The organism is Caulobacter sp. D5 (assembly GCF_003185805.1).
Classification (GTDB): domain Bacteria; phylum Pseudomonadota; class Alphaproteobacteria; order Caulobacterales; family Caulobacteraceae; genus Caulobacter.
This window is the reverse complement of record NZ_QHJY01000049.1, coordinates 18,703-45,638: the sequence shown is the minus strand read 5'-3', so window position 1 is coordinate 45,638 and position 26,936 is coordinate 18,703. Positions and strand designations below refer to the sequence as shown.

General features: G+C 68.3%; 19 protein-coding genes and 1 pseudogene. 10 read left to right on the top strand and 10 right to left on the bottom strand.

Annotated elements, in window-relative coordinates; translation table 11 throughout:
* The coding region (locus DMC18_RS03785; protein WP_370444614.1) for a glycoside hydrolase family 3 N-terminal domain-containing protein at positions 1–882 on the bottom strand (882 nt) is incomplete at its 3' end.
* A gap of 431 nt (positions 883–1,313) precedes the next feature.
* Here DMC18_RS03785 and DMC18_RS03780 point away from each other — a divergent pair.
* The 6 genes from DMC18_RS03780 to rutA all read left to right on the top strand — a co-directional run bounded on the left by DMC18_RS03780 (position 1,314) and on the right by rutA (position 7,816).
* Entirely contained in the window at positions 1,314–2,366 is a 1,053-nt protein-coding gene (locus tag DMC18_RS03780; protein ID WP_110132704.1) for a LacI family DNA-binding transcriptional regulator, read from the top strand.
* A 102-nt stretch (positions 2,367–2,468) separates the two neighbouring features.
* Positions 2,469–4,187, top strand: a complete 1,719-nt coding sequence (locus DMC18_RS03775; RefSeq protein ID WP_233248058.1) for a sensor histidine kinase — start codon at positions 2,469–2,471, stop codon at positions 4,185–4,187.
* Positions 4,188–4,472: 285 nt separating this feature from the next.
* Positions 4,473–5,174 carry a pyrimidine utilization protein B gene (rutB, locus tag DMC18_RS03770; protein WP_199228396.1) on the top strand — a complete coding sequence of 234 codons (702 nt, stop codon included), beginning with the start codon at positions 4,473–4,475 and terminating at the stop codon, positions 5,172–5,174.
* A gap of 132 nt (positions 5,175–5,306) precedes the next feature.
* Positions 5,307–5,696 (top strand): pyrimidine utilization protein C, encoded by a 390-nt coding sequence (gene rutC, locus DMC18_RS03765; RefSeq protein WP_110119273.1) that lies wholly within the window; start codon positions 5,307–5,309, stop codon positions 5,694–5,696.
* Positions 5,696–6,592, top strand: a complete 897-nt coding sequence (gene rutD, locus DMC18_RS03760) for a pyrimidine utilization protein D (RefSeq protein WP_370444008.1) — start codon at positions 5,696–5,698, stop codon at positions 6,590–6,592. Before rutC ends, rutD begins: the two co-directional genes overlap by 1 nt.
* A gap of 165 nt (positions 6,593–6,757) precedes the next feature.
* Complete coding sequence (rutA, locus tag DMC18_RS03755; RefSeq protein WP_110118773.1) at positions 6,758–7,816, top strand: pyrimidine utilization protein A; 1,059 nt, start codon at positions 6,758–6,760, stop codon at positions 7,814–7,816.
* Positions 7,817–7,964: 148 nt separating this feature from the next.
* On the opposite strand, the gene DMC18_RS03750 is transcribed toward rutA, so the two are convergent.
* The gene (locus DMC18_RS03750) at positions 7,965–8,465 is read right to left on the bottom strand and encodes an FKBP-type peptidyl-prolyl cis-trans isomerase (RefSeq protein ID WP_110118772.1); all 501 of its coding nucleotides are present in this window, start codon (positions 8,463–8,465) and stop codon (positions 7,965–7,967) included.
* A gap of 153 nt (positions 8,466–8,618) precedes the next feature.
* Between DMC18_RS03750 and DMC18_RS25890 the strand changes: the two genes are divergently transcribed.
* Positions 8,619–8,768: a hypothetical protein gene (locus tag DMC18_RS25890; RefSeq protein ID WP_158285856.1), complete on the top strand. Its 150-nt coding sequence runs from the start codon at positions 8,619–8,621 to the stop codon at positions 8,766–8,768.
* Here DMC18_RS25890 and DMC18_RS03745 read toward each other — a convergent pair.
* The 3 genes from DMC18_RS03745 to DMC18_RS03735 all read right to left on the bottom strand — a co-directional run bounded on the left by DMC18_RS03745 (position 8,752) and on the right by DMC18_RS03735 (position 14,550).
* On the bottom strand, positions 8,752–10,086 hold the full coding sequence (locus DMC18_RS03745; RefSeq protein WP_199232538.1) for a S9 family peptidase: 1,335 nt from the start codon (positions 10,084–10,086) through the stop codon (positions 8,752–8,754). The genes DMC18_RS25890 and DMC18_RS03745 overlap by 17 nt on opposite strands.
* A gap of 14 nt (positions 10,087–10,100) precedes the next feature.
* A complete protein-coding gene (locus DMC18_RS03740; RefSeq protein WP_110118771.1) occupies positions 10,101–11,225 on the bottom strand; it encodes an endo-1,4-beta-xylanase in 1,125 nt (374 codons plus the stop codon).
* A 112-nt stretch (positions 11,226–11,337) separates the two neighbouring features.
* Positions 11,338–14,550 carry a TonB-dependent receptor gene (locus DMC18_RS03735; protein ID WP_110118770.1) on the bottom strand — a complete coding sequence of 1,071 codons (3,213 nt, stop codon included), beginning with the start codon at positions 14,548–14,550 and terminating at the stop codon, positions 11,338–11,340.
* Between the two features lie 309 nt (positions 14,551–14,859).
* Between DMC18_RS03735 and DMC18_RS03730 the strand changes: the two genes are divergently transcribed.
* From DMC18_RS03730 to DMC18_RS03720, 3 genes are all read left to right on the top strand, one after another.
* The gene (locus DMC18_RS03730) at positions 14,860–16,383 is read left to right on the top strand and encodes a tryptophan halogenase family protein (protein WP_110118769.1); all 1,524 of its coding nucleotides are present in this window, start codon (positions 14,860–14,862) and stop codon (positions 16,381–16,383) included.
* Positions 16,380–17,894 carry a tryptophan halogenase family protein gene (locus DMC18_RS03725; protein WP_110118768.1) on the top strand — a complete coding sequence of 505 codons (1,515 nt, stop codon included), beginning with the start codon at positions 16,380–16,382 and terminating at the stop codon, positions 17,892–17,894. The genes DMC18_RS03730 and DMC18_RS03725 overlap by 4 nt, the downstream gene beginning before the upstream one ends.
* Before the next feature lie 97 nt (positions 17,895–17,991).
* Positions 17,992–19,455 (top strand): glycosyl hydrolase family 28 protein, encoded by a 1,464-nt coding sequence (locus DMC18_RS03720; protein WP_110118767.1) that lies wholly within the window; start codon positions 17,992–17,994, stop codon positions 19,453–19,455.
* Between the two features lie 5 nt (positions 19,456–19,460).
* On the opposite strand, the gene DMC18_RS03715 is transcribed toward DMC18_RS03720, so the two are convergent.
* The 5 genes and pseudogenes from DMC18_RS03715 to DMC18_RS26795 all read right to left on the bottom strand — a co-directional run.
* Positions 19,461–20,342 (bottom strand): hypothetical protein, encoded by an 882-nt coding sequence (locus DMC18_RS03715; RefSeq protein ID WP_110132703.1) that lies wholly within the window; start codon positions 20,340–20,342, stop codon positions 19,461–19,463.
* 230 nt (positions 20,343–20,572) lie between these two features.
* Complete coding sequence (locus tag DMC18_RS03710; protein ID WP_110118765.1) at positions 20,573–23,494, bottom strand: TonB-dependent receptor; 2,922 nt, start codon at positions 23,492–23,494, stop codon at positions 20,573–20,575.
* 230 nt (positions 23,495–23,724) lie between these two features.
* On the bottom strand, positions 23,725–26,037 hold the full coding sequence (locus tag DMC18_RS03705) for a heparinase II/III family protein (RefSeq protein ID WP_146217965.1): 2,313 nt from the start codon (positions 26,035–26,037) through the stop codon (positions 23,725–23,727).
* Positions 26,038–26,108: 71 nt separating this feature from the next.
* Positions 26,109–26,771 (bottom strand): putative 2OG-Fe(II) oxygenase, encoded by a 663-nt coding sequence (locus tag DMC18_RS03700; protein ID WP_110118763.1) that lies wholly within the window; start codon positions 26,769–26,771, stop codon positions 26,109–26,111.
* A 39-nt stretch (positions 26,772–26,810) separates the two neighbouring features.
* Positions 26,811–26,919 (bottom strand): annotated as a pseudogene (locus DMC18_RS26795) (hypothetical protein); the annotation flags it as partial.
* Positions 26,920–26,936: the final 17 nt, after the last annotated feature.

The following is a 26,936-nucleotide window of genomic DNA, read 5'->3' as shown; positions in this document are numbered from 1 at the left end:
GAACGAGGCCATCACCGTCAGGATGCCGGCGTCGATGCTGGGCGGATAGCCCTGGGCGTGCAGGCGGACGAGGTCGGCTTCCGACAGCGCCGCATCGCCCTGGTCCTTGCCGCCCGTGGTGCCGCCGTCGGCCAGAAAGTGCTTGGCGCTGCCGGCGATGTGGCCGGCCTCCAGCGCCTTGCCCGCCACGAGCCGGCCTTGCAGGCCCAAAGTCATGCGGCCGGCATAGCTTTTGACGATCTCCGGATCCTCGCCATAGCCCTCGTAACTGCGGCCCCAGCGGTCGTCGCGCGGCACGGCCACCGTCGGGCCAAAGGTCCAGTCGCCGCCGCTGACCGCCACCTCTTCGGCCGTGGCCTTGCCGATGCGCTCGATCAGGTCAGGGTCGCGGGCCGCGCCCAGGCCGATGTTGTGCGGAAAGAGGGTCGCGCCGACCAGGTTGTTGTGGCCGTGCACGGCGTCGATGCCGAACATGATCGGGATGGCCACGTGGCCGTCGCGCTGTTCGAGGGAGACGGCGCGGAACAGGTCGACGAAATCGGCCCACTCTTTCGCCATCGCCTTGTCATTGCCGTTAGGGCCCGAGCTGCCGCCGGCCAGGATCGAGCCCAGCGGATAGTCGCGCAGCTGTTCGGGGCGGATCGAGCCGATGTCGGCCTGGATCGTCTGGCCGACCTTCTCGCGCACCGACATCCTGGCCATCAGCGCCGTGATCTTCGCTTCCGTCGCCGCGTCGGTCAGGGCGGCCGGGCTCCTGGTGGCGGGCCAAGCGGCGACGTGGGCCGTAGCCTTGCCGGCCGGTGCGAGCGTCTGCGCCGCGGCGAGACCGGTCAGGCTGGTGGCGGCCAGCAGGGCCAGGGCGGAAACACGGAACGGCGTCACGGCGACCTCGATCGAAAAAGAGGCGCGGCGGCAAAGGGGAAGGAGCCGCCGCGCCCAAAGCACGCCGCGGGAGCAGCGTCATGGGATGAGACGTCGAGGGCGGACGCCGCGCGCGGAAGTCCGCACGCGCGATCGCGCATGGCCTTGGCCTCCCGTCGCGGGGTCGTCTGCTCGCGACCGCCTCACATCGACACGAGACAACGTTGTCTTACTTTATGTCAACACGATTCAATTTGTCCACTTGAGGACAAATCGGCCGATATCCTTTGCGCGAAAGGCGAAGATGCAGCAGAGAATTTTTCTGACAACGATGTCTTATTGAGACTTTCGCACACTCTATTGAAGGCCGAAGACCGCGAACCGGCTCGACTCGGCCGCCGGGGCCGGGCTATCGCTAGGTCAGCGCGCCGACAGCCGGCGCCGGGGGCCCGATGCGCAACGTCACCATCGTCCATGTGGCCGAAAAGGCCCGGGTCTCGGTCAAGACCGTCTCGCGCGTGGTCAACAACGAGCCGACCGTCACCCCCGACCTGCGCGCCCGCGTCGAGGCGGCTATCGAGCAGCTGGGCTACAGCCCCAACATCGCCGCCCGGCGGATGGGCGGCGGCCGCTCGTTCCTGATCGTCGCCTTCAACGACCGCACCCTGACCCTGGAGAACTGGCGCAGCGACCGCGGCAACAACTGGATCGACCGCATGCAGTACGGGGCCATGCTCCGCTGCGACGTCCACGGCTACCACCTGCTGTGCGAGCTGATCGACCTGGAGTCCGACCAACTGGCCCGGCGCGTACAGCACGTGCTGTCCACCCTCCGGCCCGACGGCGTGATCCTGACGCCGCCCAACTGCGAGGACCCGACGGTGCTGGCCGCGCTGAAGAAGGCGCAGATCCCCTTCGTGCGGCTGGGCTCTGCCCAGGCCGGTCCCGGCGCGCGGGTGCGGATGGACGACCAGGCGGCCGCCCGCCAACTGACGGAGCATCTGCTCACGCTCGGCCACCGCCGCGTCGGCTTCGTCACCGGCAGCCCGCGCTTCCTGGCCAGCCGCGCCCGCGAGGACGGCTATCGGGGCGCCCTCGCCAAGGCCGGCCTGGCCGTCGACGAGAGCCTGCTGGTTCCGGGCGACTTCACCTTCGAGGGCGGGGTCGCCGCCGCCGAGGCCCTGCTGGCCCGCGCCGACCGCCCCACCGCCATACTGGCCGGCAACGACGAAACCGCCCTGGCGGTGCTGCACGTCGCCCGGCGGCTGTCGGTCGCGATCCCGGACGCGCTGTCGCTGGCCACCTTCGACGACACCCCCAGCGTGCGCCTGTCGCTGCCGCCCCTGACCACGGTGCGCCAGCCGGTGGCCGAGATGGCGGCCGAGGCCGTCGACATCCTGGTCGCCTGCGCCGCCGCCAAGGACGGCAAGCCGCCGCGCGGCGACCGCCTGCTGCCGTTCGAACTGGCCCTGCGCGCCTCGACGGCGCCGCCGCCTGCGGGCTGACCAAGCCCCGCGACGGGATGTCGCGGGGAGCTTGACCGACAGGGCCGCTCACCCTCTTGTCTTGCGACTTCAAGTTGGAGCCGCTCGCGTTTGGCCAGAGACATGACCCAGGTCGACGCCGCAACCGCCGCAGCCGGGCCGCCCACCGTAAGGCGGCGCCTGCTGATCATGGCGCTGTGTCTCGTCGCGCCCGCCATCGTGTTCATGGCCCTGCTGGCCCGCGCCGAATACGGCCAGAGCCGGGGCCGCTACGAGCAGCAGCTGGTGGCCACCACCCGGGCGCTGGGCCTGGCCGTCGACCGCCAGCTGGCCCAGGGCCAGAGCACGCTGCAGGCCCTGTCGGTGTCTCCTGCTCTCGCCGCCGGCGACCTGGAGAGCTTCGAGCGCCAGGCCCGCGCCGCCGTCGGCGCCGACGCGGCCTGGATCGTGCTGATCTCGCCTCGCGGCCAGGTGGTCAACACCCGCCTGCCGCCCGGCCAGGCCCCGCCCCGCAGCGCCGGCCTGCCCCCCGAACGCTGGGCCGCCGTGCGCTCGGGCCGCACCACCGTCTCGAACCTGACCTTCGGCAAGGTGGTCAAGCAGCCGATCGTGGCCATCGACATGCCGGTGATCGTCGCCGGCGAGCTCTACGACCTGGCCTATATCCAGACGCCCTCGGCCTTCGCCCCGCTGTTCGCCGCCCAGGGCGTGCCGCACAGCTGGACGGCCAGCATCGTCGACCGCAACGCCAAGCTGGTGGCCCGCTCGCGCGACCAGGAGAAGATGCTGGGCCGCTCGGCCAGCCGGCCGATGCTGGACGCCATGGCGCGCGACAACGACGGCGTGCTCGAGACCTACACCCTCGACGGCACCCCCACCCTGTCGGCCTTCAGCCGCTCGGCGGCCTATGGCTGGACCTTCATCGTCGGCGTGCCGCGCGCCGAGCTGGAGCGCGCCAACCTGTCGTCCCTGGCCCTGCTGGTCACCGCGGGCCTGGTCCTGCTGGCCATCGGCGCCACGGCGGCCCTGCTGTTCTCGCGCGGCATCTCGCGCGAGGTGCGCGCCCTGGTGGCCGACGCCCGGATCATGGCCGCCGGCGGCGAGATGCCGGCCCAGACCAGCGGCGGCCTGCGCGAGATCGGCGAGGTGCGCGAGGCCCTGCACGCGGCCTCCAACCAGCTGCGGGCCCGCGAGGCCGGCGAGAAACGCGCCGCCGCCCGCCAGCAGCTGATGATCAACGAGCTGAACCACCGGGTGAAGAACACCCTGGCGACGGTTCAGTCCCTGGCCCTGCAGAGCCTGGGCCGCGGCGAGGCCGCCCCCGGCTTCGACGCCTTCAACGAGCGCCTCTACGCCCTGGCCCGGGCCCACGATCTGCTGACCCGCACCGTGTGGGAGAGCGCCGACCTGGCCGAGGTCGTGCGCCAGACCCTGGAGCCCTACGGCGACCGCGCCCGCTGCGAGGGCCCGCCGGCCGCCCTGCCGCCCAGCGCGGCCCTGGCCCTGTCGATGGTCTTCCACGAGCTGGCCACCAACGCCAGCAAGTACGGCGGCCTCTCCACCCCCAACGGCCGGGTGGAGGTGACCTGGCGTCGCGACCCGCTGGATCCGCGGCATCTGGCCCTGCGCTGGGTCGAGAGCGGCGGCCCCAAGCTGGACGGCCCGCCGCAGCGCAAGGGCTTCGGCTCGCGCCTGATCGCCGCCAGCCTGCGCAGCGAACTTAAGGGCGAGGCCGTGTTCGAATACCTGCCCACCGGCCTGGTCTGCGCCCTGTCGGTGCGCCTGCCCGATCCGGCCGGCGCCCAAGCTTTGGGCGACGAGCCCTCCGTGTTCGACGCCTGAACGGGCAGCCGCGGGCGCGGGCGCGAAGCGCCGGCCCGACGCTTGACCGGCGTTCTCCGGCTCATGGTGATGGTCGATCCGCTCTGCACCCATCCTGGGGCGCCGTCGGATCGATCGTATTGCTTCGCCGCGTAGATTGATCTTCCATGACGCTCAGGATGCGGCCGCAGAGCCGCACCTGGAGCGTGGCAGCCGAAAGTGTTTACGGTTTCGGCGTCCGCCACGCTCCAAACGTTAGGAAGAGGAGCCTGTCCAGGACAGGCTCCGGGGGAAGTGAGCGTCCATATGATCGCGACCGATGACTCCGTGATGCTGCCGGCCCGGCCCGAGCCGATCCCGCTGACGCCCGAGCGCACGGCCGTCATCGTCATCGACATGCAGAACGCCTACGCCTCGCCGGGCGGCTATCTGGATCTCGCCGGCTTCGACATCAGCGGCGCGGCCGCCTGCATCCAGCAGATCAAGGGCGTGCTCGAGACGGCCCGCGCGGCCGGCATGCAGGTGATCTATTTCCAGAACGGCTGGGACGACAATTACGTCGAGGCCGGCGGCCCCGGCTCGCCCAACTGGTGGAAGTCCAACGCGCTGAAGACCATGCGCGCCAAGCCCGAGCTGCAGGGCAAGCTGCTGGCCCGCGGCCAGTGGGACTACGAGCTGGTCGACGAGCTCGCGCCCCAGCCCGGCGACATCCAGCTGCACAAGACCCGCTATTCCGGCTTCTTCAACAGCCAGCTCGACAGCGTGCTGCGCAGCCGCAACATCAAGAACCTGGTCTTCGTCGGCATCGCCACCAACGTCTGCGTGGAGTCGACGCTGCGCGACGGCTTCTTCCTCGAATATTTCGGCACGGTGCTGGAGGACGCCACCCACCAGGCCGGTCCGGAGTTCGTGCAGAAGGCGACCCTCTACAACATCGAGACCTTCTTCGGCTGGGTCTCGACCGTGGCCGACTTCAAGGGCGCGTTCGGCCAGATCGCGCCGCGCTGACCCCCTCCGGCCCTCCGGGCCACCTCCCCCAGAGGGTGAGGATCTAGGCGCCAAGATGCTCCCCCTCTGGGGGAGCTGTCGCGGAGCGACTGAGGGGGCTTTCCCCCGACGCTTTCAAAGAAGGAAAAGACGATGCCCAAGACCGTCATCACCCCGCCCGGCACCGGCACGCCGATCGCGCCGTTCTCGCCGGGCACGCTGGCCGACGGGATCGTCTACGTCTCGGGCACCCTGGCCTTCGACAAGGACAACAACGTCGCCCATGTCGGCGACGCCGAGGGACAGACGCGGCAGGTGCTGGAGACCATCAAGTCGGTCATCGAGACAGCCGGCGGCACGATGGAGGACGTGACCATGAACCACATCTTCCTGACCGACTGGGCCAACTACCAGACCATCAACAAGGTCTATGCCGAGTACTTCCCCGGCGACAAGCCGGCCCGCTACTGCATCCAGTGCGGCCTGGTGCGCCCCGATTTCCTGGTCGAGATCGCCACCGTCGCCCACATCGGTAAGAAGTGATCGACGCCGTGCACACCGGGACCGTCGACGGCCTCCATTACGAACTGCACGGCGGTCCCCTGTCGAGCTCCGCTCGACAGTCCCTTGCAGAACGAGCCTCCTCGTCCCACCCAAGCGATAACGCTTGGGTGGGGGAGGCTCTCGCCGGCCGCGAGGTTGTGCTGCTATCGTCGGGCCTGGGCGGTTCGGGATCCTTCTGGGCACCGCAGATGGCGGCCCTCACCGCGCGCTGGCCGGTCGTGCTGTACGACCACCGCGGCACGGGCCGCAGCGTCCGCGAACTGCCGACCGACAGGCCCTACACGGTCGCAGACATGACCGACGACATCGTCAAGGTCCTGGACGCCCTGGGGATCGCCAAGGCTCACGTCGTGGGCCACGCGGCCGGCGGCAACGCCGGCCTGGCCCTGGCGCTCGCCCACCCCCATCGCCTCGGCAAGCTGGTGGTCGTCAACGGCTGGTCGCGGCCCGATCCGCACATCAAGCGCTGCTTCGACACCCGCCTGCATCTGCTGAACGACACCGGCCCGGCGGCCTATGTGCACGCCCAGGCCCTGTTCCTCTATCCGGCGACCTGGATCTCGGAAAACAGCGAGCGCCTGGCCGCCGAGGAGCCGCACCACGTGGCCGGCTTCCCGCCCAGGGCGGTGATGCTGGCCCGCATCGGCGCCCTGCTGGCCTTCGACGTCGACGCCGACCTGCCGCGCATCCCCCACCCGGTGCTGGTCAGCGCCACCGCCGACGACATGCTGGTGCCCGTCACCTGCGCCCACCGCCTGGCGCAGCGCCTGCCCAACGCGACGCTCGACGTGCTGCCCTGGGGCGGCCACGCCTCGAGCGTGACGGATGCAGAGGGGTTCAACGCTTCGCTCGTGCGGTTCCTGGAGGGGGCGTGACGAAGCCCTCCGCTCAAATCCTCCCCCTCTGGGGGAGGTGGCCCAGAGGGCCGGAGGGGGCCAGCGCCGGCGCTAATCCCCCTCAGTCGCTTCGCGACAGCTCCCCCAGAGGGGGAGCATCTTTCTCGTCGCGCCACTCACATCACAGAAGGGGGCAGTAATCCCATGCAGGTCGGCGTCTTCATCCCCATCGGCAACAACGGCTGGCTCATCTCCGAGACCTCGCCGCAGTACATGCCGAGCTTCGAGCTCAACAAGACCATCGTCCAGAAGGCCGAGGCGTACGGGCTCGATTTCGCGCTCTCGATGATCAAGCTGCGCGGCTTCGGCGGCAAGACGCAGTTCTGGGAGCACAATCTCGAGAGCTTCACCCTGATGGCGGGCCTGGCGGCCGTGACCCAGAAGATCAAGATCTTCGCCACCGTCGCCACCCTGACCATCCCGCCGGCCATCGTGGCGCGCATGGCCTCGACCATCGACTCGATCGCTCCGGGCCGCTTCGGCATCAACCTGGTGACCGGCTGGCAGAAGGCCGAGTACTCGCAGATGGGCCTCTGGCCCGGCGAAGGCCACTACACCGACCGCTACAACTACCTGGCCGAGTACGCGACCGTGCTGAAGGACCTGCTGGAGACCGGCGTTTCGGACTTCAAGGGCAAGTACTTCACCATGGACGACTGCCGGGTCAGCCCGCACCCGCAGGACACCAAGCTGATCTGCGCCGGCTCGTCGGACGAGGGCCTGGCCTTCACGGCGCAGTACGCCGACTACAGCTTCGCCCTGGGCAAGGGGACCAACACGCCCACAGCCTTCGCCTCGGTCAACAAGCGGCTGGAAGCGGCCGCCGCCAAGACCGGCCGCGACGTGGCCTCGTTCATCCTGTTCATGATCATCGCCGACGAGACCGACGAGAAGGCCCTGGCCAAGTGGCAGAAGTACCGTGACGGCGCCGACCAGGACGCCCTGGCCTGGCTGACCAACCAGGCCGCCCCCAACGCGGCGGCGGGCTCGACCACCAACACCGCCCAGCTGGCCGCCCCGGAATCGGCGGTGAACCTCAACATGGGCACGCTGGTGGGCAGCTACGAAAGCATCGCCCGCATGCTGGACGAGATCGCCGAGGTCCCGGGCACCGGCGGCGTACTGCTGACCTTCGACGACTTCGTCCAGGGCATGGACGACTTCGGCACGAAGATTCAGCCGCTGATGAAGTCGAGGAAGTAGGCGCGGAAGGCCGGAAGCCAAGACCCTCTCCCTGAAGGGGGAGGTGTCGACCCGCAGGGGCGACGGAGGGGGAAGAGACGGGCGAGGCCTGCGTGACTTCCCCCTCCGGCGCTTCGCGCCACCTCCCCCTTCAGGGAGAGGGTAGTTTTTAGTCCGCCGTCATCATGTCGATGAGCTTCACGCGGAAGATCATCACGCTGTTGGCCGGGATCGGGCCGGCGTCGCGGTCGCCGTAGCCCAGGCTCGGCGGCACGAACAGCGTCCATTCGTCGCCGACCTTCATCTTCGGGATGGCTTCCATCCAGGCCGGCACCAGGCCGCCCAGCGGCGCGATCATCGGATGGCCGCGCTCGAACGAGCTGTCGAACACCGTGCCGTCGACCAGCTTGCCCTCGTAGTGAACCTTGATGATGTCGCCTTCCTTGGGCGACGGCGCGGTCTTCGCGCCCGAGGTCGTGACCTTGTACTGCAGGCCCGACGGCAGGCTGATCACGCCCGGCTGCTTGGCGTTGGCGGCCAGCCAGGCCGTGGACTTGGCCAGGTTGTCGCCGGCGGCGTTGACGGTGACGTCCGGGGCCGGCGACGGCGCCTGGGCCAGGGCCGGACCGGCGGCGAGAATCAACCCCAGGGCGATGAGAGCGGTGCGCATATTCGGCGACTCGTGTTATTTGTGCGACGAAATGTCAGAATAGACATCCGACCGAACGAGAGCACACTAAAAACCGAGGGCTCTCGTTGGTCTGAGAAGAAGAACGGCTGTTTTCTACTTAGACCGTTCTTCGCTCGTCGGGAAGGAAACGTCATGGCCAGGTCTTCTGGCGGCGCGCTGAACGGAGCGCATTGGTGGCAACGCCATCCGATGTTCGCGCTCTTCGTCGGCTGGGTGGTGATCGGCTCGCTGGCCTTCGCCGCCTACCTGCAATGGGGCCCGCACCTCACGCCGCCCGCCTGAAGGCGCGCTCGGCGACATCCATGAAATAGGGCCAGTTGGGCCCGGGCGTATGCCCCTCCGCGTGCTGGCGGAAGACCAGATCATCGCCCTGCGTCAAGGTCAGGGGCGGCGGAAAGACCTGGCGGTCCAGGCCCTGTCCGCCCAGCAGCCGCCAGACCGGCGAGGCCGCCGCCGCGGCCATGAACATGCCCCGCGCATCCACCCAGCCGTCGGTCGCATCCGCGCCCGCGCCGATGAACAGCGGCCGGGGCGCGGCCAGGGCCATCAGACTGTGGGCGTCCACCGGCAGGTCGTCGGCGGTCAGCGGCCCGGCGTAGCGCAGGAAGTTTCCGGCCATCCAGTGGTGCTCGCCCACCGCCGCCAGGTTCTCGACCTGCTCGCCGCGCCGGCGCCGATGCAGCTTGGCCCCGCCCTCGCCGGACGAGGCGATGTAGCCGGCCGCCAGGCGCGGCTCGTAGGCCATGGCCAGCAGCGCCGCCTTGCCATAGCGCGACATGCCGGCCGCCGCGACGCGGCCCGCGTCGATCGCCGGATCGGCCTCGAACAGGTCGACCACCCGCGACACGCCCCAGGCCCAGGCCCGCAAGGCGCCCCAATCGTCGGGCGAGCGGGGACGGCCGCGATTGGCCAGGCCGATGATCCCTTCCTGAAGCTTGCCGGGATCGTCGGGCTGCACGCTGGTCGGGGCGTAGATCCCATAGGCCCAGCCGCGTGCGATCGCCGCGTCGCGCCAGTCCGGTGCAATGCCCCCCGGGGGCGGCGGCGGACGCCCGCGCAGCCACGGCGGCCCGTCGGGAAAGCCCAGTTCGACCACGCACGGGACTTTCGCCGTCCCCTCGGGCGCGCCGACCAACAGGTCGATGGTCACCGTCCGGCCGTGGGCGACGACGTCGCCGGCCAGCCGGCGCTCGACCACCGCCACGCCGCCGCGCGTTACATGCTCGGTCTTCACCGTCCGCCAGACCGGCGCCGGCAGGCCGCGCGGGACGCGGCCGTGGATCTCGCGGGCGAAGGTCTCGACGATCTGCGGCCGACGGACCGTCCACCAGGTCTTCGGATCGCGCACAGGCGTCCCGTCCGGCAGGGCCAGCGGATCGGGCAGCAGACTGAACGGCCCCGCCCTGGCCTCGTCGTAGTTCACGGGGTTGGCGGCGTTCGGGTTCAGGCCGTCGACGCCGGGCCGCAGGCCCTTGATCCCCAACTGGTCCAGCATCCGCCGATGGGCCTGCTCGCCGGTCAGCACCGCGACCCCGGCGGCGACCGCCCCGCCGCTCGCCAGGATCACACCCGCACCGGCCAGCAGGTCCCGCCGCCGCAACGCCCGCTCCTCCCCTACCGCGCCGGCGCGGCGGCCAGGGCGGTCGCCACCGCCTCGCGCAGCGGCTTGGGCCGATAGTCGTCGTCATAGAGCGTCGGGCGCTTGGGGGCCTTGTCCTGGCGCAGCCACTGGTTCTGCAGCCAGGAATATTTGTCGACCAGGCCCCAGGCCAGCAGCTCCTTGGTCTGGCGGTAGTCGAGCATCAGATCCAGATACGCCTTGCCATAGGCCGCCACGGCCGCGTCACGCGCGGCGAAGTCGATGGGCAGGCCCTTGTCGTGGACGTCGAACTCGGTCAGCGCCAGGTCGTAGCCCAGGCCCGTCACCGCATCGACGAAGGTCCGCCAGTCCTTCTCCTGCGGCCGGCCAAAGCCGGTGAAACTGTCGGCGTTCTCGGCCCCGATGTGGCTCTGGATCCCCAGGGCGTCGACCGGCACGTCACGCTTCCTGAAGCCTTCGAGCAGCTTGAGCACGCCGTAGCGATGCTTTTCGTTGCCGGCCTCCCAGCTCATGTAGTCGTTGTAGACCAGCCGGGCCTTGGGGGCTGCCTTGCGGGCGGCGTGGAAGGCGAGATCCAGCACCGGCTCGACCCCGCCCATGGCGTCGGAGAAGACGGTGCGGCGCAGGGCGCCGTCGGCCGGATCGACGGTCTCGTTGACCACGTCCCAGGAATAGACTTGGCGGTAGCGGGCGCAGACCCGATCGATGTGCCCGGTGATCAGCGCCTGCGCCTTGGCGGCCGGCTTGGCCCCGAAGTCGTAGCCCTTCAGCCAGCCGGGAAACCACTGCGGATGATGCCACAGCAGGGTATGGCCGCGCAGGGCCTGGCCGTGCTCGGCCGCGAAGGCGGCGATGCGGTCGGCGCGCTCGAAGGCGAAGGCCTGCTCGGCCGGGCGCAGCACGTACCACTTCAGCTCGTTCTCGGGCACCAGCGCCCCGCACTCGGCCGCCAGCAGCGCGCGGTAGCGGGCGTCCTCGAACGAGCCGGTCAGCGAGCCGGGCGGACCCGCGCCGACGGCGCTGCCGAAGACCAGCCCCTTGGCGGCGGCGAGGTCCTTCAGCGCCTTTCCGGCGGCCAGGGCCGGCGACGCGAAAGCCGCAGCTCCAGCAGCCAGCAACACGCGGCGGCGATTGATCATGGAAACCTCGCACTCAAAAGAAACCGCGCACCGCCAGGGCAGACGATGCGCGGGGGAAGTCGGCAGGAAGGTGGACGCGCGGCGGTAAGCTGCCGCGCGCCCTGTCGAAGATCTAGAAGCTGGCGCGAAGCACGAAGGTGTAGCGCCGGTCGTTGACGAACCACGAGCGGCCCGTCTTCAGCAGGCTGCTGTTGAGCACCTGGGTCGTACGGGTGGTCTCGTTCAGCAGGTTCACGCCCTGGACGCCGACCTTCATCTTCGGATTGATCGTGTAGAAGAACGATCCGTCCAGCTGCCCGGTCGCCTCGTTCATGATCGGGGCGTAGGGCACGATCACGTCACGGACGGTGAGCAGGAAGTCCGAGCGCCAGTTGTAGGCCAGGCGCGCCGAGACCGGCCCCTTCTCGTAGATCGCCGCGAAGTTGACGTTGTGCTTCGAGAGGCCCTGCAGCGGCAGCTTGCTGGTGTCGACCGTGGTGATGCGGCCGGCGGCCACGTCGGGGTCGGTCGCCGACAGCGTGCTTTGCGGCACCCCGCTGCTTTCGATGTAGCTGTAGTTGGCGTTGATGCCGAACCCGTCCAGCGGCTTGGGCAGGAAGTCGTAGAACTGCTGGTAGCCGACCTCGAAGCCCTTGACCGTGGCCTTGACGTCCGAGTTGCCGGGCTGGGTGATCACGACGTCGAACGTCACGCCGTTGTTGGTGAACGGCAGGCGGCTGGTCCTGTTGTAGGCGACGTCCGTCAGCTCCTTGTAGAAGGCCGCGAAGGTCAGCGAGCCGACCGGCGCGAAGTACCATTCCACCGAGGCGTCGATGTTCTTGGATTGGGTGGGCTTCAGATAGGGATTGCCCACGGGGACGTTGCCGCTGGGCACGCCGTTGGTGATGCCGTCGGCGTTGGTGTTGAGGGTCAGGTTGTAGAAGTTGCGGGTCAGGCCGATGTCGGGCGGCGTGATCGTCTTCGACAGACCGAAGCGATACTGCAGGCCGTGCGGGGCCATCACCTTCAGATTGAAGCTCGGCAGCAGGTACTCGAACTTGGCCCTGGCCCGGTTCGGGATCAGGGCGCCGTTGGCCCACAGGCGAGAGGCCGCCCGGACCGCCGGCGTCAGCTGGCAGAACGGCGAAGGGGTCTGCCCGACAGGAACCGACGCGCAGTCCAGTTCGGTCGGCAGGCTGGAGGCCAGCGGGAAGGCCAGGTAGCCGTCGGCGACGCGCTCGGTCTTGGTGTAGCGCAGGCCGACATTGCCGCTGACCTTGTAGTCGCCGGTCACGCCCTTGAAGCGCGCCATCAGATAGGCCGACTCGGTCCCTTCGTTGACCGGGTTGATCTCCTGCGGGCGGAACGGCGTGCCGGAAACGACATTGCATCGCTGCGCCAGCGGCACCCAGTTCTGCGGACAGCCGTTCACCAGGCGCGTGCGCCATTCGTCGCCCACCGACAGGGCGAACTGCGAGACCGCCGCGTAGTTTTCGATCAGGTTCTGCGAATAGAACAGCCGCCCGTCGGAGCCGGTCGGGACGGCGACCTTGCCGCGCATGAAGTTGTCGAAGACGTACTTCTCGACCAGGGCTGTGCTGTCGGAACCGCCGGCCGTGGACGGGTTGCCGTTGATGGCGTCGGTCATCCACACCGGGCCGCCGCTGCCCCAGATCTCGCTGATGACGCCCCAGTTGTAGGCCGAGAAGCGGGTGGTCTGGTCACGCTCGGACCAGCGGACGCCGCCCTTGATCGAGTCGAGCCAGCTGTCGTTGTCGAACTTGTATTCGACGTCGATCTTGACCGCGTCCTCGGTGCCTTCCGACTGCTCGATGTGGTCCATCGCCGAGCGCCAGAAGCTGTTGTACGGGTCGCTCAGGCTGGTGTGCGTGCCTTGCGCGTAGGACGGGCAGCTGGCGCTGTAGGTGGTGCAGGTGACCACCGAGGTGCCGTTGGCCGGCGGCAGGAAGGTCACGGTCGGCGCGTCCGAGCCGTTCAGGGTGATCGACGCGTTCTGGAACGTCGAACCCCACAGGCCCATGCTGATCGCATCGACCTTGGAATCCACGTGCTGGGCGTCGAACTGGATCCCCCAGTGCTCGTTCGGCGTCCATTTGAAGTTGAAGCCATAGTCGGTGGTGAGGTTGGTCGTCTGCTCGTCGCGGCGGATGTTGTTCGACTGCAGGCCGTTGATCGGCGTGCGCGGATCCGAGCCGTTCTGGTCGGCGCGCCAGCCGGTGGTGCCGGTGATGATACCGTTCGTGAAGACGCCGTCCTCGTCGAAGGTGAAGGTGGTGCCGGCGGCCGGGCGCGAGTCGCCGTTGCTGGTCACGTTGTCGGTGGCGATCTCGACGGCGTGCTCGGTCCACTTGGTCGTCGACTTCGACCGCAGGTACTGGAACGCGGCCTGCATCGTGCCGTCGTTGCTCCGCCACTGGATGGCACCGGCCTGGCCCTGGCGCTCGCGCTCGTTGGTGGTCGAGCGGAACGCCGCGCCGCGCGGGAACCACACCCCGCTCGTGCCGTTGCCGCAATCGCCCGTGGTGACGCCCAGGTTGGTGCGGCAGCCGAAGTTCGACACCTGGATGGCGTCGCTGCGGCTGGCCAGTTCGGAGTTCACGAAGCTGGCGAGGACGCCGATCTCGCCGATGTTGGTGTCGAAGCGGTCGCTGTAGAGGAACGAGTAGGTCGGCTTCCACTTCTTGACCATGTCGCCGTAGCTGGCCTCGGCCGACAGCGACAGAATGCGCTTGTTGCTGTCGAACGGCAGGCGCGTGCGCAGGTTCACCGTGCCCGAGATGCCGCCCTCGATCAGGTCGGCCGAGGGGCTCTTGAACACGTCGACGCCGCCCATCAGCTCGGACGGCACGTCCGCGAAGCTGAGGATCCGGCCGTTGTTGGCGGTGAAGGTGTCGCGGCCGTTCAGCTCGGAGCGCACGAAGTTGAGGCCGCGAACCACGACGCCCGAGCCTTCGACCGAGAAGTGGTCGGGGTCCACGCCGGCGGCGAAGCGGTTGATCGACACGCCGGGCACGCGCTGCAGGGCCTCGGTCACCGAGCGGTCCGGCAGGGCGCCGATGTCCTCGGCGGTGATCGAGTCGCCGATGATCTCGGACGACTGCTTCAGCTGCTGGCTGCTCTTGAGGCTCTGCTTGATGCTGGTGACGATCACCTCGTCGACCGTGTCCTCGGTGGAGTCTTTCTTGGCCGCCGTCTGGGCCAGGGCCGTCGCGCCGAACACCAGGCTCAGCGCCAGCGCCGAGGCCCCGCAGCGCAGGCCGAACTTCAGATTGTCGCCGAGAGTGTGGCGCCCACGGGTCGCGGACGCTCCTTTTGCGGAGCTCATTCTTGTCTTCCTCCCCAGTCCCGGTAGCTCGGTAGCGCTACCATTGGTCATATGTCGAGACCATTATTGGTCTGATGATATGGCAAAGGTCGACCACGTCAAGGGCGTTGAAAGAACTCTGCAATCTGATGCAATGCGGATATCAAGTTGCTGTTTTTACTGAATTAATTCATCAACCTGGAGGCCGTGGCGCGCTTTTCTGGCGAAGGCGAGGTGACAAAGGCCGACAGCGCCGTCAATTTACGACCCGCTTGAAACGGTCAAAAAGGCCGTCCAGACATAAGATCTTCGGGGTGGAAGGGGCTTACCATGTCAGACCAACGGCTGAAGTCCGTGGTCATCGTCGGCGGCGGCACGGCCGGCTGGATGACCGCCGCCGCCCTGGCCAAGACCCTCAGCGCCCAGGGCCTGAAGATCACCCTCGTCGAGTCCGAGGCCATCGGCACGGTGGGCGTCGGCGAGGCCACCATCCCGCCGATCCTGACCTTCAACGCCATGCTGGGCCTGGACGAGCGCGCCTTCATGCGGGCCACCAAGGCCAGCTTCAAGCTGGGCATCGAGTTCGTCGACTGGGGCGCGATCGGCGAGACCTACCACCACCCGTTCGGGACCTTCGGCCTCGACCTGGAGGGCGTGAAGTTCCATCAGGTCTGGCGCAAGTTCGCGAAACAGGCCGGCCCGATCGGCGACTTCAACCTGACCGAGGCCGCCGCCCGGCGCTGGCGCTTCGCCCTGCCCGATCCCGATCCGGCCAAGGTGATGTCGAGCCTGAAGTACGCCTATCACTTCGACGCCGGCCTCTACGCCCGCTTCCTGCGCGGCTTCGCCGAGGCGCGGGGCGTCATGCGAGTCGAGGGCCGGATCGCGCAGGTCGACCAGCACGCCGAAACCGGTTTCGTCGAGGCCGTGGTCCTGGAGGACGGCCGCCGGGTGGAGGGCGAGTTCTTCGTCGACTGCTCGGGCTTCCGCGGCCTGCTGATCGGCCAGGCCCTGAAGGTCCCCTATCAGGACTGGAGCCGTTGGCTGCCCAACAACCGCGCCGTGGCGATCCCGTGCGAACTCGGCGGCGACGGCCTCACACCCTTCACCCGCGCCACCGCCCGCGAGGGCGGCTGGCAATGGCGCATCCCGCTCCAGCACCGCATCGGCAACGGCTACGTCTATTCCAGCCACCACGTCGACGACGAGCGGGCGCTCGACACCCTGCTGACCAATCTCGACGGCCGGCCGACCGACGAGCCCAACTTCCTGCGCTTCACGCCGGGCCGCCGCGAGCGGGCCTGGGAGAAGAACGTCTGCTCGATCGGCCTGTCGGCCGGCTTCATCGAGCCGCTGGAAAGCACCAGCATCCACATGATCCAGGCCGGCATCACCAAGCTGCTGGCCCTGTTCCCCGGCCATGGCGTCGATCCGCTGGAGATCGACGAGTACAACCGCCTGACCGCCGAACAGGTCGACCGCATCCGCGACTTCGTGGTCCTGCACTTCCACGCCACCCGCCGCGACGATACCGACTACTGGCGCTACCTGTCGTCGATGACCGTGCCCGACAGCCTGGCGCGGCGCATGGAGCTGTTCGCCCATCGCGGCCGCTGGTTCCCCTCCGACTACGACCTGTTCCACGAGCCCAACTGGCTGGCCGTGCTGCTGGGCCAGGGGATCACGCCGGAGGAGTGGGACCCGCTGGTCGACAGCCTGCCGGGCGACCAGGTGATGCAGCGCCTCGCCCACCTTTCGGCCCTGATCACCCGCACGGCCGAGGCCATGCCCAGCCACGCCGATTTCGTCGCCCGCTACTGCGGCGAGCCGGCCCCCTCAGGAGTTCCCGCATGACGAACGACCGCATCCGCCACGTCGTCATCGTCGGCGGCGGCACGGCCGGCTGGATGACCGCCGCCGCCCTGGGGCGCTTCCTCAAGGACGGGGTCACCAAGGTCACCGTCATCGAGAGCGAGGCCATCGGCACGGTCGGGGTCGGCGAGTCGACCATCCCCCAGATCAACATGTTCAACCGCATGCTGGGGCTGGACGAGGACGACTTCCTGCGCCGCACCAAGGCCACCTACAAACTGGCCATCGAGTTCCGCGACTGGAAAGAGATCGGCCACACCTACCACCACCCGTTCGGCCCTTACGGCGTCGACATGGAGGGGGTGTCGTTCCACGCCTACTGGCTGCGCTACCAGGCCATGGGCGAGGCCGCCGACCTTTCCGAATACTCCCTGCAATCGCTGGCCGCCTCGCAGGCCAAGTTCCAGCGCCCCACCGGCCAGAAGAACTCGCCGCTGGGCGACATCGCCTACGCCTTCCACTTCGACGCCGGCCTCTACGCCCGCTTCCTGCGCGACTACGCCGAGGCCCGCCACGTGCGCCGCATCGAGGGCAGGATCACGAACGTCGCCCTGCGCGGAACCGACGGTTTCGTGGAGTCGGTGACGCTGGAGAACGGGACGCTCATTGAGGGCGACCTCTTCATCGACTGCTCGGGCTTCCGGGGCCTCTTGATCGAGGGCGCGCTGAAAAGCGGCTTCGAGGACTGGTCGCACTGGCTGCTCAACGACCGCGCCGTGGCGCTCCCCTGCGCCTCCGGCGGCTCGACCGACCCGGTCACCCGCGCCACGGCCCGCCCCGCCGGCTGGCAGTGGCGGATACCGCTGCAGCACCGCATCGGCAACGGCTACGCCTTCTCCAGCCAGCACATCAGCGAGGACGAGGCCACGGCCTATCTGCTCGCCAATCTCGACGGCGAGCCCCTGGCCGATCCCAACCTGCTGCGCTTCAAGGCCGGCCGCCGCAAGAAGAGCTGGAACAGGAACGTCGTCGCCATCGGCCTGTCGGCCGGCTTCATGGAGCCGCTGGAAAGCCAGAGCATCCACCTGATCCAGGTGGGCATCTCGCGCCTGCTGGCCATGTTCCCCGACCGCCGGTTCCAGCAGCCCGACATCGACCGCTACAACCGGGTGATGACCTTCGAGTACGAGAAGATCCGCGACTTCCTCATCCTGCACTACAAGGCCACCGAGCGCTCGGACACGCCCTACTGGGACTATCTGCGGGAGATGCCGATCCCCGACTACCTGGCCGACAAGATCGCCGTCTTCGAGAGCCACGGCCGGATCTTCCGCGAGAACGAGGAGCTGTTCAACGACACCTCCTGGTTCGCCGTCATGGTCGGCCAGGGCCTCAAGCCCAGGGGCTGGGACCCGATGGCCGACGTCATGAGCGAGGACCTGCTGCGCGCCCGCATGAACGAGATCCGCGCGGTCATCGCCCGCTCGGCCGACACCATGCCCGACCACATGACCTTCGTGGCCGACCGCGTGCGGCAGGCGGAGGCGGCTTAGGGTTCAGGCTCCCCCTTCCCGCACCCGACGGCTTGCCTCCCACACCCACCATTGATATCGATATCACAAGATCGATAACGAACATGGGCGGAGACGGATGAGCCACGGGAAGACACGCGCCGCGACGGCGCTGGCCGCGCTGCTGATGCTGGGCGGGACGGCCCTGGCCGGCGAGCTGCGCACCTATCCGGTTCCGCCGCAGCTGCTGTATGCGGGCCACAACGACGACTTCACCGTTCGGGTGCGCGCGCCGGGCGGGCAGTGGCGCGACCTCTACGAATACCGGGTGCAGGTCGACACCGACACCAAGACGAACGCCTCGATGGTCTATTTCGACTTCGACGGGACGGTCGAGCTGGAGGTGATGAAGAACAACGGCCGCTTTTCCGAGGTCTCGGTCGCGCCGCTGTCGAGCGCGGTGAAGCCCCAGCGCCAGGGCCCGGTCCTGCGCATGACCCTGACCAGGCCCGAGCGCTTTTCGCTGCAGTTCGACGACGACCGCCTGCGCAACCTGCACATCGTCGCCGGCGCCCTGCCCCCGCCGCGCCCGACCGGCGGCGACCTCGTCTATTTCGGCCCCGGCTTCCACACCCCGCCGGCGGGCCTGGACTACTTCCCGGTCAAGTCGGGCCAGCGCGTCTATCTCGACGGCGGGGCGGTGCTGAAAGGCGCCTTCGAGCTTTCCGGCGTCAGCGACGTGAAGATCTCCGGCCGCGGCCTGCTGTGGGATCCGGGCCGGGCGATCGACCTGGAGAAGGCCAGCAACGTCGAGGTCTCCGACCTGATCATCGTCAACAGCGACCGCAAGGACGCCGCCCGGGTGATGAACATCCGCAATTCGGCGAACGTCAGCGTCAGCCAGCTGACCGGCTTCACCTCGGGCAAGTGGTCGGACGGGATCAACATCTCGACCTCGCGCCACGTGACGGTGGCCGACGGCTATCTGCGGGTGTCGGACGACGCCGTGGTGGTCTACGCGGTCGCCGACTGCCCGCTGTGCCGCGCCAAGGCCGCCCAGACCGGCGTTCCCGATCCCAACCCGCCCGGCGACACCTTCGACATCAAGGTCTCGAACATGCGGCTGTGGGTCGACGTCGCCCACGCCCTCTATGTCGGCCACTTCGGCGACAACGCCGACCCGCGCACGATCCGCGACGTGACCTTCGACAATATCGACGTGGCCAATCTCGACGAGGACGATCCGGACTGGGAAGGCGTGATCGCCGCCTATTCCGGCGACAGCACCCTGATCAAGGACATCACCTTCAGCGACATCCGCGTCGACCGGATCGAGGAGGGCAAGCTGATCAACCTCGTGGCCGGGAACAACCCGCGCTACAACAAGGCGGCCGGGCGAGGGATCGACGGCGTCACCATCCGCAACGTCGCCTTCACCGGCGAGGGCCTGCCCAGCCCGTCGATCATCCGGGGTCTGTCGGCGACCACCGCCGTGAGGAACGTCACGATCGAGAACCTGACCATCGGCGGCAAGCCGATCAAGGCGCCCCAGGACGGCGACATCGCGGTCACCGGCGAGGTGGTGGGACTGACGTTCCGGTAGGCCTCCTACAGCACCCCCAGCTCGACCAGCGCCTCCTCGCCCGCGGGCGCCAGGATGGCGCGGATCGCCTGCTTCTCCTCGTCCGAGAAGAAGGCCTCGCCACGCCCCGCCACGCCCTTGTTGAGGCGCACGCTCTCCTTGTCGGTGAGGCTGGTCGCCAGGGCCGCGTCGAGCTCGGCCTGGCTGTAGGCGTTGCCCGGATCGACATGGGCGGCGATCAGGGCCAGGGCTCCACGCGGGTCGGTGCGCAACTGTTCGTACTTCAGCCAGAGCGGCGCGGGCCGGCCCTCGGCCAGGCAGCGGCGCTGGTAGTCGAGCCATTGGCCATAGAACCGCGCGTACCAGAGCGGCGCGATGTGCACGAGGCTGTGGCGGCGTTCGTCGGCGCTCATCTCGTAATAGCTGCGGCCCGAGTGCAGCAGGGCGGCGTCCATCCGCCGGCCGTCGGCCTGCGCCTTCTCGTGCATGTCGCGCAGGCTGACCAGGGCGTCGAAGATGTTGCGCGAGGCCAGCACCACCGACACCCCGAAGACCTCCAGGATGTCGGTCGCATGGCGGTTGGGGTACATGTGCAGGTGCATCACCGTCGCCTGCGGGCGCTCGCCCTTGACCAGGTGCTGGTTCAGCAGCAGCGGAAAGTACGGGTCGCGGGAGTGGTCGCAATTGGCGTAGGAGCCGCGCGACAGCCCCGCCTTGTAGTGCTTGCCCAGCAGGTGGATCAGCGCCGTGCGCATGAAGGTGCCGCCGACCTTGGGCGGATAGGACAGCAGGATCTGGCGGTTGCGGGCGCCGGCGCTGCGGATCGCGGCCTTGACCGGTTCATGGATCTCGCCGTCGGCCGAGGGCAGGGACACCATCAGTTTGTAGACGGTTTCGTAGATCGACATGCTGACCGCTTCCGCCGGCCGCCGACCGCGGCCCTCGGGGTCAGTTCAGTCTGGTTTTGAGTCCGCCAGATGTGCGCCCGATTACGGCGAACAGCGGGAACGTGTCGGTTCCTATCGGACGTATCGGGAGCGTTTCGATCGAGCCTGCCCCCGCCCTCCGGACAAAAGAAAGGGCGCCGCCTCGCGGACGGCGCCCCAGCCCTCGGGAGAGGAAAGGATGCGTCCGGCGGCTAGCCGCCGAACTTGTAGCGCAGGCTGATCCCGTAGACCCGGCCGTTCATGAAGTACTGGCGCAGGACGTCGGTGTCGTAGCCGTTGTCCGGCTCGCCGACATAGCGGATCGGGGCCTTGTTGGTCAGGTTCGACGCTGTCAGCGACAGAGTGAGATCCTCGCGCAGATTGAGGTTCACCGAGGCGTCGAGCAGGCCGTAGCCCTTCAGGTAGCGGCCGTCGATCGGGTTGGCCGACACCCCGAACAGCACGTAGTCCGAGCGGTAGGTGTAGACGAGCCGCGCGGAGACCTTCTTGTTCTCGTAGAGGCCCGCCAGGCTCCAGTTCTGGTCAGACTGGAACGGCTGGCGCACCTTCATCGCCCCGAGCGGCAGCTCGGTCTTGACCCAGGTGTATGAGCCCTGGACCCCGAAGTCGTGCAGGAACTCCGGCACGAAGTCGTAGTCGAAGAAGGTCTGGGCCGCGAACTCCACGCCCTTGGCGAAGCCGGGATCGGCGTTCTGGGTCTGGGTGATGCGGAACTGGCCGGTCGGGCAGTTGTTGGGCGTCACGCCGGTATAGGGCTGAGCGGTCGCCACCGTCTGGCAGCTCTCCACCCCGATCGGGAAGCCATTGACCTTCTTGTAGAAGGCGGCGGCCGAGACGTAGCTGGTCGAGCCGAAATACTTCTCCAGCGACAGGTCGTAGCTGTAGGCGCGCAGCGGCTGGAGATTGGCGTTGCCCTGGCTGCCCGTGCCGCTTGTCAGGTTGACCGACACCGTCGGGTTGATGTCGCCGACGCTGGGCCGGGTCAGGCCCTTGCCGAAGCCGAAGCGCAGCAAGAGGTCGTCCTGGATGTAGCCGGTGACGTTCAGGGTCGGCAGGACGTCGGTATATTCGTTGCTCTTGGTGTTGGGGACGATGACCGAAGTCGTCCCGCTGGTGTCGGTGACCCGGGCCTCGGCTTCGAGGTTGGTGCGCACCACCCGCACGCCGGCGTTGCCGCGGATGCGGTCGTCGAGGAAGGCGAAATCGACCACGCCGTAGGCGGCCAGGGTCTCTTCCACCGCCTTGCGGCGCGACAGCAGCACCTCGGGCAGCGAGTCCTCCGAAGGAATCCCGGCCAGGGCGAAGCGGTTGCGGACGTTGTCGCCCAGCAGGGCGTCGGGCGAGAAGGTCAGGAAGCCGCCGGAATAGCCGGCCTCGCCGTCGAACCAGTTGGTATGCGAGCCTTCGACCAGGTCCTGCACGGTCGAGGCCAGTATGCCGTTCGACTGGGTGGCGGTCAGGGCCAGGCCGTCGGTCGTCAGGTTCTTGCCGCTGAAGGAGTAGTTGTAGAACTTCGACTTCTTCCGGTAGTAGCGCGCGCCGAACTTCACGTCCTTGATGAAGCTGTCGTGGATGCGCAGCTTGCCGTCGAACTGGGCGGCCAGGCCGGCGTCGTCATAGACGTTGTTGGTGCCGTTGGCGTAGTTGACCAGCACCCAGTTGGCCGGATTGGCCAGGTCCGGACCGCTGATCGACACGGTCTGCGGCGTGCCGATCGAGCGCTTCACGTCCCAGGTCAGGCCCGCCTTCGGGGTCATGGTCACCGAGCGGTTGTCCTGGCTCTGGTCGGCCTTCACGTAGGAGAGGTCGGCCTTCAGGTCGAGGTCGTCGGTCGGCGACCACTTGGCGCCGCCGGCCAGGATCCAGGTCTCGTACAGGCGGTGCTCGTCGCCGCCGATCGCGCTGAAGGTCGAGCCCAGGAACGTGCCGCTGGAAAAGCGCTGGCCGGCCAGCACCTCGTCGGTTCCGCCGTTGCTGTTACGGTTGGCCAGGCCCTCGGTGGTGCTGAAGCCCGTCGTCGTCAGCCCCTGGACGTAGCGGCTGTCCGAGCCGTTCAGGAACCGATAGCTCTGGTGGTAGAGGTAGGAGTTGTAGTTGCCGTCGACATAGAACTCGAGGCCCGGACGCACCTTCCACTGGAAGGCGCCGGCGAAGCCCTTGCGGGTGCGCTGGATGTCCTCTTCGTTGATGTTGATCTGCACCCCGGCCATGTTGACCAGGTTGGCGCGGTCGGTCGCCGACATGGCCAGGGCCTGGGCGTCGGTCACCCCGATCAGGCACGAGACGTCGGAGCGACCGGTGTAGCTGGCGTTGTAGGCCGAGCCCAGATTGGTCGCGTTGCAGTCGCCGCTGTCGGCCCGCGCCACGCGGCGCAGGTTGGTCCCGCCGGGGCCCGGCGCGTTGTCCGAGCGGTTCCAGCTCTTCTGGTAGTTGGCGCCGAGCAGCAGGCCCATCTCGCCGTCGCCCACGTCCCACTTGTGCGAGACCAGGCCGAAATATTCCGGCTGCATCTGCTGGACCATGTCGTTGTAGCGGCCCGAGATCGCGACGCTGCCCGACATCTTGGGCAGGTCGAGCGGCCGGCGGGTCTTGATGTCGATCAGGCCGCCGATGCCGCCCTCGATGTGCTCGGCCGAGGGGTTCTTGTAGACGTCCAGGCCCGCGATCATGCCGGGAATGGCGCCCTCGATGTTGAACTCGCTGCCGCCGGCGGTGAAGTAGGAGCGGCCGTCCACCTGCGAGGCGGTCTGGCCCGACAGGCCGCGGATCGTCAGGCCCGAACCGACGCCCACGGGCGAGGCGCCCTCGCCGCCGTAGCGATAGCCCTGCACGCCCGGGATCCGGGTCAGGGTCTCGGCGACGTTGGGATCGGGCAGCTTGCCGATGTCCTCGGCGCGGATGGAGTCGACGACCTCCATCGTGTTCTTCTTCACCTGCACGGCCGACTGCAGGCTCTGGCGGATGCCGGTGACGACCACCGCCTCGACGGTGTCCTCGGCGGCCGGCGCGGCCGTGGTCGTGGTCGTCTGGGCATGGGCCAGGCCGGCCGCGCCCAGGACGACGGCGGCGGTCGATGCGGTCAGCAGCAGCCGCGCGCGGAATTCGGTTCGCATGGTTTCCCCTCCTGCGAGACCTGCGCCCGATAAGCTAGCGCGGTCCGTCTGGTCCCGCTTGCGCGGGCTCTCCTGTTGGCGTCGAGCGCTTGGCGCGCCCTGTTTCACTCCCGAGCAGGCGGCGCGCTCGAACGGCGCGCCTTACCGGCTACACTGCGATTGTTATCGATATCATCGTTAGCTGGCAACTCTTTTGTCTGACAAATGCGACAATAGGTCTCAGAGGTTGGTCAGCGCGGCGGAGGCGAGCGCCGGGCCAGGGCGACGTCGCCCTCGCAGGCCTTTGCGGCGCCGTCGATCCTGATTGCTTTCACCCCGTCACAGGCCAGGCGGACCGCATAGGTCGGCTGGCCCTGGATGCTGGCCTCGACGCCTTGCCCCGTCCGGGTCTTGACCACGAAGGCCTTCGACAGGCTGTCCAGCTCCACCTTGCCGTCGCGGCGCAGGTAGCTGCCATCGGCGACGAACCACCGCCTGGGCCTCTGCGGCGAGCCGCCCTCCGGATAGGTCAGGGCCAGAATATAGGCGTCGGTCTGCCAGCCGCCGAGCTCGGCGTTGGCGTTGCGGTGGCGGATGCGGCCGTCGGCCAGCAGGTTGAGATAGACCTCGGTCACCTCGCCCTTCTGGGTGATCCGCGTCATCAGCCAATCCTTGCCCTCGACCCGCTCGATCTTCGGCGCGGGATCCGGACCATTAGGCGTCAGGGCGACGACGAACTTCGTCCGGTCGGTGACGCCGGGCGCCTGCAGGCGCAGATACGGCTGGACCTCATCCGGCGCGTGGTCCTTCAGGCCCTTGCCCTCGGCCATCCGCAGCAGTTCGGGATAGTCGCTGAACAGCCCGCCGTCCGGCAGGGTCTGCGGGAACAGCGGCCGCACGGCGACCTCGGCCTCGCCGTTCTTGACGGTGATCACCTGGCCCTGGCGCCTGGCCTCGCCCTCATAGTGCAGCAGCCATTCGAACCGGCCGGGCTTCCAGCCCTTGAGGTCGTCGATGACCAGGATCGTGCCGCCCACCCACAGGAAGCTGCGGTACTTGCGCTCGAAGGTCGCCGCGTTCGGCCCCGTGGCGTCGGCCCAGACGAAGCGCAGATCGCCGGCGTCGACCAGGTGGTCCACCCGCCCCACGAAGTGCGAGCCGTTGTAGGTGTTGCTCTCCGGCTCGGCCTGGCCTTCCAGCGTCACGACGTTGTGGGCGAGGCTCTGGCGGTAATAGCCGTCGTATTCGGGCCGGGCGTAGCTGCTGTTGCCGGAGTCGATCAGCAACTGCCTGCCCTTGTGCCAGAGGATGAAGCTGCCGGCGTCGGCGTGGTTGTGGTTCCAGGTGAAGCCCGAGCGCAGCGCCAGGAAGGTGGCGTCCGGCGCCCAGGACGAGCGCAGGGTCGCCGCCCCCAGGTCATCGTCGATCCAGCTGGTCGGCAGGCCCGGCCCCTTGCCGACCGAGGCCCAAGTCTTGAGCGAAGGCCACTGCACCAGGTTCTCGGGCTCGGCGAAGACGTCCTGCTTGGGATCGGGGCGGACGGTGTTCAGGTACCACAGATAGCGGGCCTGCTGGTCGCCCGTGGCCCACAGGTTGGCGATGGCGCTGGCCCCGCTGGAGGTCGGATTGCCGTCGCCGAAATTGGTCGACAGGAAGCCGCCGGCGGTCGGGTAGAGGTTCTGGATGAAGTAGTCGCCCAGCCCCGCCAGGCGCGGCGTCGCCGCCGGCTTTTCCTTGAAGGCGTCCAGCCAGGCGCGCTTGAAGCGCAGATAGCCCTCGGCGGCGAAGTCGGCGTAGTTGACGCTCTCGACGAAGGCCCCGTTCGAGGCGAAGTGCTGCGGCTTGGTCTCGATGGCGCTGCCGTCGTAGTTGGCCCACTCTTCGGCCGCCTCGTCGATGCGGCGGATCCAGGCGTCGGCCTGCGGCTCGTCGGTCTTGATGGCGATCGCCGCCACGCCGGCGCCGAAGACGATGTGGCTGAACCAGTTGTGGCCCATGGTGTCGAGGCTGTGGATCCGTTCCTTGCCGTCGACCCAGTCGTTCAGGGTCGGGGCGATCGCGCCCTTGACCAGGGCCTTGGCCAGGCGGTCGCGCTCGGCCGGGGTCAGGGCGTCGTGGATGGCGTCGAACGTCAGTCCATAGGTGTAGGCGCTGGTCCCCATGCCAAGGTCGGAATTCCATACCGGGTCGCGGGCCAGCAGCGGCTTGTCGGTCACCCAGTTGGCGCGGCCGGCATAGATGTCGAGCAGGGCCTTGGCGCGGTCGGCGTACTTGCGCTCGCCGGTCATGCGGTAGGTCAAAGACAGGCCCATCAGCGCCGCGTTCAGCTCGCGGTCGTTGGCCGGCTTGCGCGCCAGGGCCGCGTCGGCGTCGGCCTTCGCCTTGGTCCAGGCGGCCTTGGCGTTCGGATCCTCGGCGACGCGGGCCTTGAACTGGGCGACGTGGGCGTCGCTGAAGGTCAGGTAGGGATGGCCCGACTTCAGGGTCTGGGCCTGGGCCGCTCCCGCCAGGAGACAGGCCGCCAGGGCGAGACCGGACACCGTCGGCTTCATCAGGCTCTTCACGCGCAACACTCCCCGCAAGCTCTTCCGGCTTGCGATTATGATATCGATATCAGAATAAGGTGCAAGCGGCCTCAGGCCAGGGCCAGATTGACCGCCATCGACCGCCGCACGCCCGGGCTGCGGAACGGATAGACGCAGTGCAGCATCCACGAAGGCCACAGGTAGAAGTCGCCGACCACCGGCTTGACCGTGAACAGGTTCTTGACCCCCACGGCGCTGCGGCTGTCGATGAACTGCAGGCAGCCGGCGGTGTTCTGCCGGGCCTTGTCGGCCGCGAACTCGGCCTCGTAGCCGGGCGGCACCCGCAGAAAGCCGACGCTGGAATAGAGGCAGCCCTGGTGGAAATGGGCCGGGTTGTAGTCGCCGGCGACCATGTCGTTGATCCAGCCTTCCTTGATCTCGATGCGCAGCTTTTTCGCTTCCAGCTCCTCGGTGCGCTCGTAGTCGGAAAAGTGCATCAGGGCGTTCTCGCACCGGTAGGTGAAGGTGCGGGCCACGTCGTAGAGGAAGTCGGCCAGCTCGCCCGTCTCGCGGATCACGTCGGTGAAGCGGATCTCGGTGCTGACCGCCCCGGCCAGATGCGCCGACCAGTCGCGGGCGGCGACCTCTTCGCGGCTGGCGACGATCTCGTCGATGCGGGCGTTCAGGCGCTCGACCAGGGCCGGCGGGATCGTCGCCTTGATGATCGTCGGGCTGAACGGCGCCACCAGCCGCAGGTCGTGATCGTGGGTCATGGCCGTGCTCCCAGACACCTGACCCGCCCCCTTTTCTCGTCATCCCGGGCGAAGGACCGCGCAGCGGTCCGCAGACCCGGGACCCAGGGGCCGCGGGCAGTGCGGCCGCCCCTGGGTCCCGGCTCTCCGCTTCGCTGCGGCCGGGATGACGATGGAGAGGAGAGC

What these genes read in the sequence shown, in the direction of transcription:
- DMC18_RS03730 (WP_110118769.1), top strand. Translation starts at nt 14,860, where the DNA reads ATGTCAGACCAACGGCTGAAGTCCGTGGTCATCGTCGGCGGCGGCACG.
- DMC18_RS03740 (WP_110118771.1), bottom strand. Translation starts at nt 11,225, where the DNA reads ATGATCAATCGCCGCCGCGTGTTGCTGGCTGCTGGAGCTGCGGCTTTC.
- DMC18_RS03735 (WP_110118770.1), bottom strand. Translation starts at nt 14,550, where the DNA reads ATGAGCTCCGCAAAAGGAGCGTCCGCGACCCGTGGGCGCCACACTCTC.
- DMC18_RS03750 (WP_110118772.1), bottom strand. Translation starts at nt 8,465, where the DNA reads ATGCGCACCGCTCTCATCGCCCTGGGGTTGATTCTCGCCGCCGGTCCG.
- DMC18_RS03710 (WP_110118765.1), bottom strand. Translation starts at nt 23,494, where the DNA reads ATGCGAACCGAATTCCGCGCGCGGCTGCTGCTGACCGCATCGACCGCC.
- rutC (WP_110119273.1), top strand. Translation starts at nt 5,307, where the DNA reads ATGCCCAAGACCGTCATCACCCCGCCCGGCACCGGCACGCCGATCGCG.
- DMC18_RS03700 (WP_110118763.1), bottom strand. Translation starts at nt 26,771, where the DNA reads ATGACCCACGATCACGACCTGCGGCTGGTGGCGCCGTTCAGCCCGACG.
- DMC18_RS03720 (WP_110118767.1), top strand. Translation starts at nt 17,992, where the DNA reads ATGAGCCACGGGAAGACACGCGCCGCGACGGCGCTGGCCGCGCTGCTG.
- DMC18_RS03725 (WP_110118768.1), top strand. Translation starts at nt 16,380, where the DNA reads ATGACGAACGACCGCATCCGCCACGTCGTCATCGTCGGCGGCGGCACG.
- DMC18_RS03715 (WP_110132703.1), bottom strand. Translation starts at nt 20,342, where the DNA reads ATGTCGATCTACGAAACCGTCTACAAACTGATGGTGTCCCTGCCCTCG.
- rutA (WP_110118773.1), top strand. Translation starts at nt 6,758, where the DNA reads ATGCAGGTCGGCGTCTTCATCCCCATCGGCAACAACGGCTGGCTCATC.
- rutB (WP_199228396.1), top strand. Translation starts at nt 4,473, where the DNA reads ATGATCGCGACCGATGACTCCGTGATGCTGCCGGCCCGGCCCGAGCCG.
- DMC18_RS25890 (WP_158285856.1), top strand. Translation starts at nt 8,619, where the DNA reads ATGGCCAGGTCTTCTGGCGGCGCGCTGAACGGAGCGCATTGGTGGCAA.
- DMC18_RS03780 (WP_110132704.1), top strand. Translation starts at nt 1,314, where the DNA reads ATGCGCAACGTCACCATCGTCCATGTGGCCGAAAAGGCCCGGGTCTCG.
- DMC18_RS03775 (WP_233248058.1), top strand. Translation starts at nt 2,469, where the DNA reads ATGACCCAGGTCGACGCCGCAACCGCCGCAGCCGGGCCGCCCACCGTA.